Source organism: Sphingomonas sp. SP4, from assembly GCF_058313375.1.
In genome coordinates, this window is record NZ_JBZFLE010000001.1 from 665198 (window position 1) to 680520 (window position 15323).

13 protein-coding genes are annotated in these 15323 nt (G+C 62.9%); 5 read left to right on the forward strand and 8 right to left on the reverse strand.

The features are described 5' to 3' along the window. The first annotated feature begins 22 nt into the window (after positions 1–22). On the forward strand, positions 23–724 hold the full coding sequence (locus AC4GYV_RS03385) for an NAD-dependent deacylase (protein WP_491099246.1): 702 nt from the start codon (positions 23–25) through the stop codon (positions 722–724). On the opposite strand, the gene era is transcribed toward AC4GYV_RS03385, so the two are convergent. The 3 genes from era to lepB are packed head-to-tail and all read right to left on the reverse strand — an operon-like array spanning position 721 to position 3142. Next, positions 721–1623, reverse strand: coding sequence for a GTPase Era (gene era / locus AC4GYV_RS03390; RefSeq protein WP_491099247.1), 903 nt, complete (start codon positions 1621–1623; stop codon positions 721–723). The genes AC4GYV_RS03385 and era overlap by 4 nt on opposite strands. Then, positions 1620–2285, reverse strand: a complete 666-nt coding sequence (gene rnc / locus AC4GYV_RS03395) for a ribonuclease III (protein WP_491099248.1) — start codon at positions 2283–2285, stop codon at positions 1620–1622. Before rnc ends, era begins: the two co-directional genes overlap by 4 nt. Continuing rightward, positions 2282–3142, reverse strand: a complete 861-nt coding sequence (gene lepB, locus AC4GYV_RS03400; protein ID WP_491099249.1) for a signal peptidase I — start codon at positions 3140–3142, stop codon at positions 2282–2284. The genes rnc and lepB overlap by 4 nt, the downstream gene beginning before the upstream one ends. A gap of 79 nt (positions 3143–3221) precedes the next feature. Here lepB and pgi point away from each other — a divergent pair, with 79 nt between their 5' ends. Together pgi and gorA are read left to right on the forward strand one after the other, a co-directional pair. Beyond that, positions 3222–4709: a glucose-6-phosphate isomerase gene (pgi, locus tag AC4GYV_RS03405; protein WP_491099250.1), complete on the forward strand. Its 1488-nt coding sequence runs from the start codon at positions 3222–3224 to the stop codon at positions 4707–4709. Further along, positions 4709–6049 carry a glutathione-disulfide reductase gene (gorA, locus tag AC4GYV_RS03410; RefSeq protein ID WP_491099251.1) on the forward strand — a complete coding sequence of 447 codons (1341 nt, stop codon included), beginning with the start codon at positions 4709–4711 and terminating at the stop codon, positions 6047–6049. Before pgi ends, gorA begins: the two co-directional genes overlap by 1 nt. A gap of 3 nt (positions 6050–6052) precedes the next feature. On the opposite strand, the gene AC4GYV_RS03415 is transcribed toward gorA, so the two are convergent. Further along, positions 6053–7360 carry a S41 family peptidase gene (locus AC4GYV_RS03415; protein WP_491099252.1) on the reverse strand — a complete coding sequence of 436 codons (1308 nt, stop codon included), beginning with the start codon at positions 7358–7360 and terminating at the stop codon, positions 6053–6055. Between the two features lie 86 nt (positions 7361–7446). On the opposite strand from AC4GYV_RS03415, the gene AC4GYV_RS03420 reads away from it, so the two are divergent. Further along, positions 7447–9105, forward strand: coding sequence for a phytoene desaturase family protein (locus AC4GYV_RS03420; RefSeq protein ID WP_491099253.1), 1659 nt, complete (start codon positions 7447–7449; stop codon positions 9103–9105). Further along, entirely contained in the window at positions 9102–10298 is a 1197-nt protein-coding gene (locus tag AC4GYV_RS03425) for a CaiB/BaiF CoA transferase family protein (protein ID WP_491099254.1), read from the forward strand. Before AC4GYV_RS03420 ends, AC4GYV_RS03425 begins: the two co-directional genes overlap by 4 nt. On the opposite strand, the gene AC4GYV_RS03430 is transcribed toward AC4GYV_RS03425, so the two are convergent. The 4 genes from AC4GYV_RS03430 to AC4GYV_RS03445 form a co-directional block, all read right to left on the reverse strand. Then, entirely contained in the window at positions 10295–10972 is a 678-nt protein-coding gene (locus tag AC4GYV_RS03430) for a hypothetical protein (protein WP_491099255.1), read from the reverse strand. The two genes, AC4GYV_RS03425 and AC4GYV_RS03430, sit on opposite strands and share 4 nt — an antisense overlap. 149 nt (positions 10973–11121) lie before the next feature. Beyond that, on the reverse strand, positions 11122–13056 hold the full coding sequence (locus AC4GYV_RS03435) for a hypothetical protein (protein WP_491099256.1): 1935 nt from the start codon (positions 13054–13056) through the stop codon (positions 11122–11124). 68 nt (positions 13057–13124) lie between these two features. Continuing rightward, the gene (locus AC4GYV_RS03440) at positions 13125–13910 is read right to left on the reverse strand and encodes a hypothetical protein (protein WP_491099257.1); all 786 of its coding nucleotides are present in this window, start codon (positions 13908–13910) and stop codon (positions 13125–13127) included. Positions 13911–13915: 5 nt separating this feature from the next. Beyond that, positions 13916–15124 carry a toxic anion resistance protein gene (locus tag AC4GYV_RS03445; RefSeq protein ID WP_491099258.1) on the reverse strand — a complete coding sequence of 403 codons (1209 nt, stop codon included), beginning with the start codon at positions 15122–15124 and terminating at the stop codon, positions 13916–13918. Positions 15125–15323: the final 199 nt, after the last annotated feature.

The following is a 15323-nucleotide window of genomic DNA, read 5'->3' on the forward strand; positions in this document are numbered from 1 at the left end:
CCGTTCGGCTAGGTCGGAGCGCATGATTCGGAACATCGTCATCCTGACTGGCGCCGGGGTCTCCGCCGAGAGCGGCCTCGCGACATTCCGAGGACCCGATGGCCTGTGGGAGGGCCACCGCGTCGAGGATGTCGCGACGCCGGAGGCGTTCAGGCGCGATCCCAAGCTCGTGCACGATTTCTACGATGCGCGTCGGGCAAGGCTTGGAAGCGTCGAGCCGAATGCGGCGCACAAAGCGCTCGCGCGGCTCGATGCGGAGTGGGATGGCGAATTGCTGCTCGTCACCCAGAATGTCGACGATCTGCACGAGCGCGCAGGGTCGAAGCGCCTCCTTCACATGCACGGTGAGCTGACCAGCGGATGGTGTCTCGCCTGCGACGAGCGATTTCCCTGGGCAGGTCCGATGGGGGAAGCAGCGACCTGTTCATCTTGCGGGGTTCAGGGATTTGTTCGTCCAGACATCGTCTGGTTCGGTGAGATGCCGTACGACATGGAGCGGATCGATAACGCGCTGCAACGCTGCGACCTGTTCGTATCGATCGGGACATCGGGCGCAGTCTACCCTGCCGCCGGCTTCGTCCAGACCGCGCGCTATTGCGGAGCGCGGACGCTTGAGATGAACCTCGAGCCAAGCCTGGGCAGCTTCATGTTTGAGCAGAGCCGGACCGGCAGGGCGGGCGAGCTGGTCCCCAAATGGGTGGATGAGGTCCTGAGCGGTTCTTAGTCCGCCCACTCCAGCCCGATCTCGCGATAAAGGCCGCGGTCTTCGTCCCACCGGGGATTTACCTTCACGTGCAAGAAAAGGTGCACAGGGCGCCCTAGGTGCTCTGTGATTTCGGCTCGCGCGGCGGCCCCGATCGCCTTGAGGCGCCGACCGCCCTTACCAATGACAATGGCCTTCTGGCTGTCCCGCTCGACCAGGATCTGCTGGCGGATGGCGGTTGAGCCGTCGCGGCGGTCTTCCCACGTCTCGGTCTCGACGGCGGTCGAATAGGGCAGCTCCTGGTGGAGCTGATTGACGATCTGCTCGCGCGTGAGCTCGGCGGCGATCATGCGGTCCGTGGCGTCCGAAACCTCGTCTTCCGGGTAGAGCCATGGTCCGTTGGGCATGGCTTCGGCGAGCGCATGTTTGAGGTCCGGTACGCCGTCGCCCTGAGCGGCGCTGATCATGAAGACCTTGTCGGGGTTCAACCGCCCCGTCAGCTTCATAGAGAGCGCCAGCAACTCAGCCTTTTTCACCAGGTCGATCTTGTTCAGCACGAGAAGGAGCGGGTGCTCGCGCTGGTCGAGGGAGGCGATGATTTTCTCGACCTCCGAGCTCAACTTTGCAGCAGCATCGATCACGAGCAGGATCAGGTCCGCGTCTTGGGCGCCCGTCCACGCTGCCGCGACCATCGCGCGATCGAGGCGGCGTTTCGGCTCGAAGATTCCGGGCGTATCGACGAGCAGGATTTGCGTCTTGTCTTCAATGGCAATGCCCATGAGCCGGGCGCGCGTGGTTTGGGCCTTCGGACTTACGATCGCGACCTTCTGCCCGACGAGGGCATTCACGAGGGTGGACTTGCCGGCGTTTGGTGCGCCGATCACGGCGACGAAGCCGGCGCGGGTGTTCTCTTCGGTCATTTCAACTGGGATAACAAAGCCGTGGCGGCTGAGGTTTCCGCTTCCTGCTTGCTCGATCCTTCAGCCATCGCCTCGCCGAGCTTCGGGACCGAGACACGGATCGTGAACTTCGGCGCATGATGAGCGCCGGAGCGCGATACGACTTCGTACGTCGGTGGCTTGCAGCCCTTCGCCGCCGCCAGCTCCTGCAGCGCAGACTTCGGATGCTGCGGTGCGCGGCGCTGACTGGTTAGATCGGGCTCCCAAAGCTTCAGGATGAATTGCTGCGCCGCCTCGATCCCGCCGTCCAGGAACAATGCCCCGATCAGCGCCTCGACCACGTCGCCGACGACATTCTCGCTCTGGTTTGCGCCGTCCTCGCGCGCTTGCTTCCCGAGCCGAATGAGCGCGGGAACGCCGATCTCTCGCCCGTTTTCGGCGCAGGTCTCGCGATCGACCAACCCGTTGTAACGGCGTGATAAATAGCCTTCCGGCTCGTTCGGATAACGTTGGTAGAGCGCGTTCGCGATGACCATGCCAAGCACGCGATCGCCGAGAAACTCCAGCCGCTCGTAGCTGTCGCGGCCCACGCTGGAGTGCGTGAACGCTAGCTCGAAGAGACGCGTGTCCTTGGGCTCGTGACCCAGCTGCTTGCGGACGAAGGTCGGAATGTCATCCGTCATTCTGCATCGCCCGAGTAGCGATTGCCGATGCGGCCGCCACGAAGGGCGCTGAACCAGGTCCAAGGCTTCCAGTAAGACGCGCTTCCGTCGGTCGACCAGAAGGTGAAACCAGCGCGACCGATGAGATATTCCATGGGTACCGTGCCGATGCCGCCATCGCTGCTCCCAAATCGGCTATCCAGGCTGTCGTCGCGATTGTCACCCATCAGAAAGATTTGCCCCTCAGGAACCTTCAGCGGTCCGAAATTGTCAGCCGCGGTCGTGGTTTGGTCGAAGACTGTATAACTCGGGCCGCCGGGCAGCGTCTCGCGATAAGCCGGGAACACGCAATATTCTCGCCCGCCGGACATTGCGATCATCGGCGTGGCAGGCGGCACGACTTTGCAGGCAGTATTGGCGCTTATCGGCATTTTGTATGGCTGAAGAGCCGTCCGCGGCACGGGCTTCCCGTTGAGGATCACCTCGCCCCCGCGCAATTCGACCGTATCGCCCGGAATGCCAATGACCCGCTTGATCAAATCCTCAGGATCGTTTGGGTGGCGAAAGACGACGACGTCGCCACGATCCGGAACGCTACCGAGGATCCGCCCGCTCAGAGGCGGAAACTGAAAAGGGAAGCTGTAACGCGAATAGCCGTAGGGCCATTTGGCCACGATCAGATAATCGCCGATGTATAGCGAAGGCTGCATCGAGCCCGACGGGATCGTGAACGGCGCCGCGACAAAGCTGCGGAAGGCCCAGGCCACAATCGCCAGCGTCAGGATGAAGCGCGCGGTGCTTTGAGCGCTTTCGCGCGGACGCTCCTGAGCGGGCGCTTCATCTCCGCTCGGGCGGCTTCGCGAAATCGGCCATTGCACGACATGCTTGTTTCCGCCCGATCGCGAACGGTCAAGGCGGGGTGGCAATTCACCGCACGCCCATTATGTGCCTCGGGGCATGGAAACCCCGCAGCAGCAAGCCAAATTCCGCACGCTGGAGCAGCTCTTCAAGGCGGAGCCGGATCGGCTTTCGCGCCTGAGCTTCGAAGCCGCCGGCCTCTATTTCGATTGGTCCAAGACGCATCTCGATGAAGATGCGATCGCCCAGTTCGCGAAGCGCGCCGAGGCAATGGGCTTCGCAGCGGTGCGCGATGCGCTCTTCGCAGGCGAAGTCGTGAACCCGAGCGAAGGACGTCCCGCGACCCACGTTGCCGAACGCGGCAACGGCGCACCCGAGGACGTCGATCTTGCCAAGGCGCGTCTGCAGCGAATGCGTGCATTGGTCGATGCGATCGAGGCGGGCGCGTTCGGTGATGTCACGGGCGTGCTGCACATCGGCATTGGCGGATCGGTGCTCGGTCCGGCTTTGCTTGTGGATGCGCTTGGGCGGCGGAGCTCGAAGCTTACAGTCCGCTTCTTGTCGAACATCGATGGGGCGGCGTTCGACGACGCCGTGAAGCCGCTCGACCCGGCGACCACGCTCGTGGTGGTAGCGTCGAAGACCTTCACCACACTGGAAACATTGTCGAACTTCGAGGCCGCGCGCGAATGGCTGCAGACCGGCGACGTGATCGATCCGGATGGGCGCTTCATTGCCGTGACCGCCAAACCGGAAGCGGCCGTCGAAGCGGGGATCGACGAAACCCGCATCTTGCAGTTCGGCGAGGGCGTCGGCGGGCGTTACTCGCTGTGGAGCGCGGTTGGCGTGACTGCGGCGTTGGCACTCGGCTGGGATGCTTTCGAGGAACTGCTGGAAGGTGCCGCCGAAATGGACCGCCATTTCCGCTTCAGCGAGCCTGCGGCCAATGTTCCCCTGATCGCGGCCTTCGCGGATCGGCTCTACGTCGAGCAAGCCGGAGCCCAGAGCCGCGCGGTATTTGCTTATGATGAAAGGCTACGCCTGCTGCCTTTCTACCTCCAGCAGCTCGAGATGGAATCGAACGGCAAGTCGGTGACGAAGGACGGCAAGCCAGTCGATCATCCGACGGCGCCGATCACGTGGGGCGGCAGCGGCACGGACGCCCAGCATGCGGTGTTCCAGCTGCTTCACCAGGGCACGGTTTTCGTGCCGGTCGAATTCCTCGCGGTTCGCGAGCAGGATGACGATCAGGACCCCGAGCATCATCGCCTGCTGCTCCTCAATGCTTTCGCTCAAGGCGCCGCGCTGATGCAGGGCAGGACAAGTGACGATCCGCAGCGGAGCTATCCCGGTAACCGCCCAAGCTCGACCGTGCTACTCGATCGCCTGGACGCCCGGGCGCTCGGCGCGCTCATCGCATTCTACGAACATCGCACCTTCGCCAATGCGGTGCTGCTTGGAATCAATCCATTCGATCAGTTCGGTGTCGAGCTCGGCAAGCAGATCGCACGGCAATTGGCGGAAGGGACGGACGACGAAAGCCTCGATCCGTCGACGCGCGCACTGATGGAAAGAGCAGGAATCTGATGGCCGATTTCGACCTCTTCGTGATCGGGGCTGGATCAGGCGGCGTTCGCGCCTCCCGGATCGCGGCGGGTTACGGCGCCCGGGTTGCCGTGGCCGAGGAATTCCGGGTCGGCGGCACCTGCGTGATCCGGGGCTGCGTGCCGAAGAAGCTGCTCGTCTACGGCGCCCACTTCGCCGAAGACATCGACGACGCCGCCATGTTCGGCTGGGACCTGCCGCAGAAGCGCTTCGATTGGCCTACGCTGCGTGACAATGTGCTCTCCGAAGTGACGCGGCTGGAAAGCGCCTACACCGAAACGCTGACAAGCCATAAGGTCACCGTCTTCCAAGAGCGGGCGGAGATCACCGGACCCAATACGGTCAAGCTCGCCGGCGGACGTGAGTTCACGGTCGACAAGATCCTGATCGCGACGGGCGCGCGTCCTGTCATGCCGAAGATCGAAGGCATCGAGCATGCGATCAGCTCGAACGAGGTCTTCAACCTTGAGAAGCTGCCGAAGCGCATCGTCATTGCGGGTGGCGGTTACATTGCCAACGAGTTCGCGGGCATCTTCCACCAGTTCGGAAGCGAGGTGATCCTCGTCAACCGAACCGACGTCATGCTCCGCCATTACGACCAGCAGGTCGTCGACCGGCTGATCCAAATATCGCTGCGCAAGGGTATCGAGTTCCGCTTCAACGCGACGATCGATCGGGTCACGAAAAAGGATGACGGATCGCTGCACATCCACATGGTCGGATGCAATGACATCGACGCCGATCAACTCTTGTTCGCGGTCGGGCGGAATCCGAACTCCGAAGGGCTCGGCCTCGAGAACATCGGCGTCGAACTCGGCCATCATGGGGCAGTCAAGGTCGACGAGGATAATCGCACGTCAGTGCCTTCGATTTTCGCGATTGGCGACGTCACCGATCGCGTTCAGCTCACACCGATTGCGATCCGAGAGGGACACGCGTTCGCCGATACCTTTTTTGGCAACAAGCCGACGCGCGTCGATTATGGCTGCATTCCATCCGCTGTCTTCAGCCACCCGCCGTTGGCCGGCGTCGGTCTTACAGAGGGCGAGGCGAAGAACCGGCTTGGCCCCGTCCGGACCTACACGTCGGACTTCCGTCCGATGAAGAACGTCCTCGCAGGCCGCAATGAGCGTTCGCTCTATAAGCTCGTAGTCGACGAGGCGACGGACGAGATCGTCGGTGTGCACATGATCGGTCCCGACGCGCCGGAACTGCTGCAGGTGGCAGCGATCGCCGTGAAGGCTAAGCTCAAGAAAGCCGATTTCGACGCGACGATCGCACTGCATCCGACGATGGCAGAAGAACTCGTCCTGATGCGCTGACGCTTACTGCGTCCGCTGAGCGTCGACGGTCGATCCATCGCCCCGAACCAGCTTCAACGCAGTCACCGAGCTACCCGCGACCGTGAAGCGGATGCGGCTCATCGGATCCTGGTCGAAGCCGAACTCATTCGGACCGACGGCGACAAGCGTGATCTTGGGCCCGCCCTGGCGCTGGTAGCTGAGCGCTCCACCGTCGAGGGACACGACGCGTTCGCCATATTTGCCGGCGTAGCGGTCTATCGGAAGCGCAGTGGCGACGGGCGTGAGCTTGGCTTCGAGGATCGCCGCACGCGACTGGAGCATCCGCTTCTCGTCACCATCTGCGGTGGAGGCGATGCGCTGGAGCGCGTGGACCTGGGCGACGTCGAGTGCCTTGTCCACATCGACCTTGGTGGTCGGTGCGATCCCGACGCCTTCCCAGTCCTTGCCGGTCGAGGCCAGGACTGCGCGACCGACGGATACGCTGATCACATAGCCGCCAGCGACGGGGAAGAAGGTGTTGCGGAATCCAGCGCCCGCCGTGTTCTCGCCGATCACTTCGCCGAGCTTGAACCCTGCGACGTGGCCCGTGAATTCCTCGGCGGCGCTAGCGGTCATGCCGCTCGTCAGGACGTAAAGCGGCTTCCCGACCAGTCTTCCGGCGGGCAGTGCAGCAAGGCTCCTGAGATGATCGACCTTGTTCGCGCCCATGTAAAAGGTGACGATCGGCCGGTTCGGCTCAAGGAAGTGGCTGATCAAATATTGCACCGCATCCGGGCTTCCACCGCCGTTGTGGCGGAGGTCGATGATCGCCGCATCGCCGTCCTTCAGGAAGCGAATGGCATTGTCATAGGCTGCGGCGGTCGGCTTGCCGCCCCAGAAGAAGCCCATCAGGTCTATGTATCGGACGTTGCCCGGCAGGACCTTCATCTCGAGGATGCCATGGTTGAATTTGGTCGCCTGGCGGACTTCCTCGGCGCTCGGCGGGGCGTCGTCGTCACCCGCGCCCGGCGGCAGCGCTGCCAGCCGCGCCTGCTCTTTGGGGTCGAAATGCATGCCGAGATGTTTGTCGTGGGCGACGGCGCTCATGTCGGCGTTGATGCGCTCGGCGAGAGCCATGGGATCGCTGACATCGTAGCGGTGCGACGCCAGGCCCTGAGCCAGTGCAGCGTCCAGCTTGGGCCGAACGTCCGCCAGGACATAATTGGCCGCAATGATCCGGCGCACGTCAGCGACGGTCTTCTGCGCGTCCACTTGCGGGCCGGTCTGCGCCTGCAGCGCCGCTGGGAGTGAAGCGAGCGCCGCCGCGCCCGCGAGGATCAATGCCTTCATTGAGTTACCCCTTGAGTGTGTAGGTGTGTTGCTAACATAATACGCAAGCCAAGAAACTGCGAAGACGAGCCTCGCTGCGCCAGAATTTGGCACAGCCGTACATCTGGACGGGCGGCAGCCGGAGCTTTAGGCGGAGGCGTTCGCCCAACAGTGGAGCAATGATGGACTTCGACGCCGTCGTGATCGGCGCTGGCCACAATGGCCTTACCTGCGCTTACTACCTTGCAAAAAAGGGCCTGAAGGTCGCGGTGCTGGAGGCAGCCGACACCGTCGGCGGCGCTGCCGTGACCGATGAATTCCTTCCGGGATTCCGGAATTCAGCGGCGAGCTACACGGTCAGCCTGCTAAATCCGAAGGTGATCCGCGACCTGGAGCTGGAGCGGCACGGCCTGAAAGTGGTGCTGCGAAAGACCGACAATTTCCTGCCCGGCGACGGCGATTACCTGCTGGCAGGCCGGGGCGGCCTCACGCGCAAGGAAATCGCGCGTCATCATAAGGCGGATGCTGAAGCCTACGACCGTTACCATCATGAGCTCGAGACGGTGGTGCGGCTGCTCAAGAAGTGGCTGCTCCGCGCTCCGCCGAACGTCGGCAAGAAGGTCAGCGCCATTCCGAAGCTGCTGAGCCTTGGGCGCGACATGGCGGGGCTCTCGCTGGCCGAGACGCGGATCGTCCACGACTTTGCGGTGCGGAGCGAAGCGGACATTCTCGATCGCCATTTCCAGGGCGACCTGACGAAGGCGCTCTTCGGCTTCGATGGCGTGGTCGGCAATTTCGCGTCGCCGCAGACCCCCGGGACTGCCTACGTCCTGCTCCATCACCTCTTCGGTGAGGCAGCGGGCGTGCCGGGAGCATGGGGGCACGCAATCGGCGGCATGGGCTCGATCACCCAGGCGATGGCAAAGGCTTGCCGAGAAGCCGGCGTGGACATTGTCCTCAATACGCCAGTTGAAGAGGTGATAGTCTCTAATGGGCGCGCCGCGGGCGTGGTTGCAGGCGGCAAGGCCTGGCGCGCCAAGGGCGTGATCGCGGGCGTGAACCCGAAGCTGCTGTTCGACCGGCTCATCCCGCACGGTGCGGTTGATTCCGACGTCGCCAGCCGCATGCACGGCTGGAAATGCGAAAGCGCGACCTTCCGCATGAACGTTGCGTTGTCGGAGCTTCCCAAGTTCACGGTGCTGCCGAAGAAGGGCAACCACCTGACCGCCGGCATCATCATGGCGCCGAGCCTCGATTACATGCACCGCGCGTGGCTGGATGCTTCGGTCGACGGCTGGGCGAAGAAGCCAATCATCGAGATGCTGATCCCGTCGACGCTCGATCCCAGCCTGGCGCCCAAGGGCAAGCATGTGGCGTCGCTGTTCTGCCAGCACTTTCGCTACGACCTTGGACCCGGTCGCAGCTGGGACAATGAGCGGGAGAAGGCTGCCGATGCGATCATCGCTACGGTCGACAGTCATGCGCCGGGGTTCGCCAAGTCGATACTCGGACGGCAGATTCATTCGCCGCTCGACCTGGAGCGCCGATTCGGCCTGGTCGGAGGCGACATCTTCCACGGAAAGATGGGGCTGGACCAGCTGTTCAGCGCTCGTCCCATGATCGGCGCGGCCGATTACCGGATGCCGCTCAAGGGTCTTTATTTGTGCGGATCCGGGGCTCATCCGGGCGGCGGCGTAACCGGCGCCCCGGGTCATAATGCAGCCCACGCCTTTCTGTCCGACCGGCGGATTTGGAAACGGCATTGAGGCCGCTCGAAGGCGTCAGGGTTCTGGACCTCAGCCGGGTGCTTGCGGGCCCTTGGTGCACGCAATTGCTGGCGGACCTCGGCGCGGAGGTGACCAAGATCGAACGGCCGGGCAGCGGCGACGATACGCGCCACTGGGGACCGCCGTGGCACGGGGAAGGTGAAGGCCGGGTCGCGGCTTATTTCCTGAGCGCCAACCGGGGTAAGAAGTCGGCCGCAATCGATTTCTCGCTCCCCGAGGGTGCCGCGCTTGTTCGCCAGCTTGCTCGAAGCGCAGACGTCGTCGTTGAGAACTTCAAGGTTGGCGGCCTCAAGAAGTTCGGGCTCGATGCGGAATCGCTTCGGGTCGCCAATCCGCGGCTGATCTACGCGTCGATTACGGGCTTTGGGCAGGACGGCCCGTACGCCGACCGCGCGGGCTACGATTTCATCATTCAAGGCATGGGCGGAATGATGAGCGTGACTGGCCTGCCGGACGGACAGCCCGGCGGCGGGCCGATGCGGGCGGGCGTGGCGATCGCAGACCTCTTCACCGGCCTCTACACCTGCACGTCGATCCTCGCCGCCCTCTACGCTCGCGAGAAGACGGGCGAGGGCGCTACCATCGACATGGCCCTCTTCGACACGCAGATCGCGGTGATGGCCAATCAGGCATCGAATGCGCTGATCTCGGGCAAGGATCCGCCCCGGCAGGGCAATACGCACCCGAACATTGTGCCTTATCAACCGTTCGACGCTTCAGATCAGCCGATTATCATTGCCGTCGGCAATAATCGGCAGTTCGCTCGGCTGGCGGAGATCTGCGGCCATCCTGAGTGGGAGACTGACGAGCGTTTCGCAACCAACGGAGCGCGCGTTGCACACCGGGCCGAGATCGTGCCGATGATCGCTACGATCATCCGCGAGCGGCCTGCGGAGTACTGGCTGGACCAGCTTGAGGCCGCAGGAATTCCGGCAGGTCCGATCAACACCATCACGCAGGCTTTCGCCGACATTCAGGCGCAGCACAGGGGAACGGTCAGGCAGCTTGGCGGTGTGCCCGTCGTGGGATCTCCGGTCCGGCTGAACGGAGCCCGCGCGGACAGCGAACTGCCGCCGCCCGGGCTAGGCGAGCATACCGATGAAGTGATCGCTGGGTTGCGGCTTGAGCCGTCCGAAGTCGAACGGCTCAAGCGCGAAGGCGTAATCGCCTAGCTGGTCTTGCTGGCACCATCGACGAGAAGGTCGAGTTGGTGCTGGCAACCCTTCTCAATGAGGACCTGGGCAGCGCCGACAACGTCAGACGGCGTGTTCGGCACGGCGATGAAGGTCACGCTGCTCTTGTCGCCGGTATCCGGCCACTCAAGCTGATACTGACCGCCCGAGGTGATCGGCACGGACGCCGGCCACGAAGCCGAAGCCTTGCCGGCCGCCCAGTCCACTTCGCCCGACTTGCCGTCGGACGACCGGACATTGATCTTCACCGCAGCATCGCTGTCCGGCCGCCAAAGCTTCACCGCACCGGTGTTGGTGACGCACATCTTGCCGCTCTGGGTCACGTCGATGTCCCAGATGCTCGGATTGGAAGCGACCTCGGAAGCACGCAGCGCGCCGAAACGGCCGCGCTTGCTCTCAGCCGAAGCCATAGTGACCTGGCCCGCTGCGAAATTGCCGGGTCCGCGAAGCGTCTGCGCGGCGGCCGGCCCAAGGACCGTGACCACGTCCCCGCCCTGAAGCGAGATTTTTGCGCTCTCCGGTAGGGTCTTGCCCGGCGGATAGGCCTTCGCGGAAGGTCCGAGAGACTTAACGACGACAACACTCGCTACGGCTGCCGATGAGCCCAGGGCGACGGCAATTGCTGCGCCCCACAGCATTAGCTTCGTCCGCATTACTTCTGCTCCCTTGATCGATTCGATGACACAGCATTGAGCCGCCTGACATGCGTCGATGGCGGCCGAGTCGGTCCCCATGTGGAAGTGCCGGCAAATTATGCTTGGATTTGAACGGGGTCAATTAACGTTAATAAACCCAAGGGAAATCAGCCTCGTCGCGAAGAGGGAACGGCCTCGATCGGAGCGCCCAAAATGCGCGCTTCAAGCTCAGTGAGTCGCCGCGCATTCGATTCGATCATCGATTCCAAGCGCCGCTCATAGGCGACCCTCTGGACGACGTTGCGGATACCACGGGCGATCGGCTCGGCGACCTCGCGCAATGCTTTCTGCTCGTCCTTGCTGGGCGGTGATCCGTCGGGTCGGGGGCCGACGAGCAGGAAGCCGACCGGCTCTTCGCCTTCGTTCCTGCGTAACGCAATGCGCAACGGGAACATCTTGTCCTTAGGATAGAATTTATGGTCGGGGGCGGCCCAATCGGGTGTCTTGTCGCGCCATTCCTCGACCTTGTCCTTGGTGATGCCACGGGTGCGAAACACGCCTTGGTCGATCAGGGCCGCAACGTGCGTCGTCACGACGCCTTTCATCACGCGCGACAGCACATCATCGATAAGTTCGCCAAGGTTGCCGGTTTCACGAAGGTCTCGGACCGTATCCGGGATTTCGTCGCGCATGATCACCAGCGCGTGCTGGAAGCGCTTTTCCGACCAGCGCGTAATTCGCTCTTGAATCGGGTTCACGAGGACCGTCGAAAGCGCAGCCGCGAAGATCACCGGACCTTCGCTGTTGGAGTTTCCATAATAGTTATAGATGATCTGCTTCAGCGCATCGGCCGTCGCGGCGAAGACTGCTGCAACGCCTAGCGTGATCAGGGCCACGTTCGCGGACCGGCTGATCACCGTCTCCGCGTCGTAGAGACGGAAGCGCATCAGCGCGATCAGGAGGCCGAGTTGCAGGCTGAGGAAGGCCAGTCCGAACATCAGCCCGGCCAGGACTTCCAGGGTCAGCTGCGAGCCGAATGATCCGACCGTGAGCTTCGCCATGTCGCAGGCCAGAGACACGGACAAAAACATCGAATAGCCGGAGAAGCCGAACAGGGCCCACTTGATCTGCTGCCGGGCGGCGCTGGGCGGCGTACGCCGCAGCCGGACCAATAAGGTCATGACGCCAGCGACCATGAAGATGGCCAAGGTCATTCGATAAACGTCGCCCCGCAGGACGAAGAGGATTGGCAACAGACATAAGAAGGGCACGACGATACGAGGTCGGAGCTGCCCGAACGGGAACAGGAAGATGCCGGCTAGGAGGCAGATATTGCCGAGGTCGTAGAGGTGCCGGTGCAATGAGACCGGAATGTGCGCGACGTAGCTGAGGAAGGTCGCGGATGGCTGTTCCGAGCCGACGGTGAGAAGCACGGCTAGCGAGAGGATCGAACTGACCAGATCGTCGCGCTTGCGCCGGTGGAGCAGCCAGGCAGCGAACAGCAAGAAAGGGTAGGTCAGGACGTGGAAGAGGTCGACGATCTTGAGAAAGGCAGGGCTGATGCCGCGAGTGCTCTCCGCAGCCTGCTCGATATGCTGCTCGCCCGTACGTACCTGGAAGGCCCGGGTTTCACCGGCTTCCGAGCGCAGGGTCAGGTTGAGATCGATCGGATCGCTGCCCTGAATGATCGGCGAGAAAAGCGCATAGTCCGTATCGGTCGCGTGACCCGGACCAGTGGCTTTACGTGGGTCGAGCGGAACGGTCTTGGAAATCGGCAGCCCCTCGATCGCGACAATCTTGTCGCCTGGGCGGACTCCAGCAGCGGTAGCAGCGTTGCCTACAGGGAAGCGGACGTAGGTAAGATCGTCCTGGGAAAGCACCAAACCGGCTCGGCTTCCGAGCATCAGCGCGCTGTTTTCCGCCGGCGTGGTGAAGCGATACCAGATGCCCGCAATCGGCCCCGCGAGGGCGAGCGCGAAGCAGATGAACCAGAAGGCCTCGAAGATCTTCACCGAGACGCCGGTCATCGGTGGCACGCGCTCGGGGATCCGCGGCGCCACCAGCGTTGGCCACTGCAATGATCCCCAAAAACGCGTCGCCATGCACGTCAGCCTTTGGACGTTGCCCCAGAACGGCCCGTCTGCGTGCATAGCACGCCGAACAAAATCAATCAGCTATCGACGGTCGTCCCGTTTTCGTCCTTCTTCGGAAGAGGCGGCGGTAGGCTGCTTTGCGGGCCTTCGCTGCCATAACGAGACTGAATGAAGCGGCCCTGCGTTTCGAACGCCGCCATGTCCGCGCGGGCAAGCTTTTCCGAAATTTCTCCGAGAGCGACGCGTCCGGCCGCCAAGCCTTCAACCAGGCGTTCGTCCACGGTTTTGTCTTCGCCGTCGCGCTCGTTGCGAAAAGCAGAGGGAACGTGCGTGTAGCGGTCGATGAGGCCGGGAAGGTGGAGCGACATCAAGCGCCGCGCGTCCTGCGCGTCGGGATCCAATGCTCCGACCCGCTCCAGCGTTTGGCGCAATCCGGGCAAGGCCGAGCTGATGGCGTCGATCTCTGCCTGCGCGGGCGCGGGCAGGGCGCGCCGTGTGCGGTAGAGGTAGGAGTCGAACCGCTGCACCATCTCGCCGTTAGGCAGATCGGCCGAAGGCGCGGCGATGCTCTTCATCTGGGATGGAGAGAACGCCAGCAACGCTGCCACGCCGACCGCCAAGCCGACGGCGGCAAGGAAGCCGAACATCCCGATCGGGACGATGAAACCCACGACGATCGTCAGGATGCTGATCGCGAGGACTGCGATACCGACCCGCTTCACCCGGCTCGCGAGATCGGCATTGAGACGCTGCCGTTCGCGCCGTGCAGCCTCGCGGGCCGGGCCGTCGCGCTCGTCCATCTGCCGCGTGACCCGCTCGAAGCGGGCGATCGCCCGTTCAACCTTGTCCGTCGCGTCGGTCATCGCTGCTATGGCCGTGCCTCAATGGGAGTGAGAGGGGAGGTAGAGCCTTCGAGCTTGCCCTGATTCACGCCCTCGGCACGAGCGATATAGCCCTTCGACTTCTCGACTTCCTTGCCGAGGGTATCGACCGTCTGCTTCATATTGCCGAGCGCCTGAAGCTTGAACTGATCGATCTGGTCCATCGTGTCGTAGATGTTCTGGAAGGCGCGCTGCAGCGTCTCCAGAGGGATGGTCGACGACGCGGCTTGCTCATGGATCGCACCCGTCTGCGTCCGCAGCATCTCACCGGTGGAATCGATCATGCCCGCGGTGGTCGTGTTGAGCGCACCGATCTGCTCCAGCACCAGCTTCTGGTTCGTCATGGCCTGGGCGACCGTTACGGCAGTGCGAAGCGCCGCGACCGTAGTGGTCGAAGCGCGGTCGACGCCCTTCACCAGCTCGACATTGTTCTTCTTGACCAGGTCGAGCGCCAGATAGCCCTGCACCGTGACCGCCATCTGAGTCAGCAGGTCGGTCGTGCGCTGGCGTGTATAGAAGAGGGCGGTCTCGCGGATCGCTTTGGCCTTCGCGGGCTCGGTGGCATCGAGCTCGTTCGCCTTATCCTCGAGCTGCTTGTCCAGGCTCTTGGAGATGTGAACCATCTGCTCGAGCTTGTGCATCGTCTTCCACAGGTTCGCGCGCTCGGTGTCGATCGCCGCGTTATCCATGAGCAGCTCGTCCTTGCCATTGGCGAGGCTGCCGAGGATCTTCTGGATGTGTGTCTGTGAGCTGCGATATTTGTCGAAATAGCGATCGACGCGGTTGCCGAACGGAATGATGCCGAGAAGCTTCTTGGTCTTGGTCGCTTCCTTCGGGTCCAACGCCTCGACGGTGCGACGAAGCTCGGTCAGGTCGGCGCCGATGCCCGTATCCTTGTCGATCGCCTTGACCGGCCGATCCAGGAAGCGATTGGAAGCGCCGGCGGCCTCGGAAATCTCCTTGCGGCCCATCGCAGTCAGCTGATCCACCTTCTTCCCGAATTCCGGACTGTTCGAATCCAGCTTCGCAAGCTCGTCGACGAATTGGGATACGCGCTTGTCCAGTTCGCTGGTCTCGTCAGCCTTCAGTGGAACGAGACCTGCCGCCTCTGCGGGCGCGATCGGGTTCAGCACCTCGGGTGGATCAAGCTTCAGCTTCGTCGAAGTCTGCGTTTCCGGTGCCGGTTCGGTGGCCATTCTCTATCCTTTCCGTGCCTCTGGCGCGGGTGCCGGCGGACCGTGAACGGCAGCCGGACGCCGCGCAAGAGGTTTGGAGTGTATTATAGGTGCAACACAGGCCCTTGCAAGGAGCGTTCGTTAGATCGTTACGGTTGAAATTTATTAACCATTCTCCGCAACAGTTCGCTCACCGTGATGACGCTACAGCAGCACAACG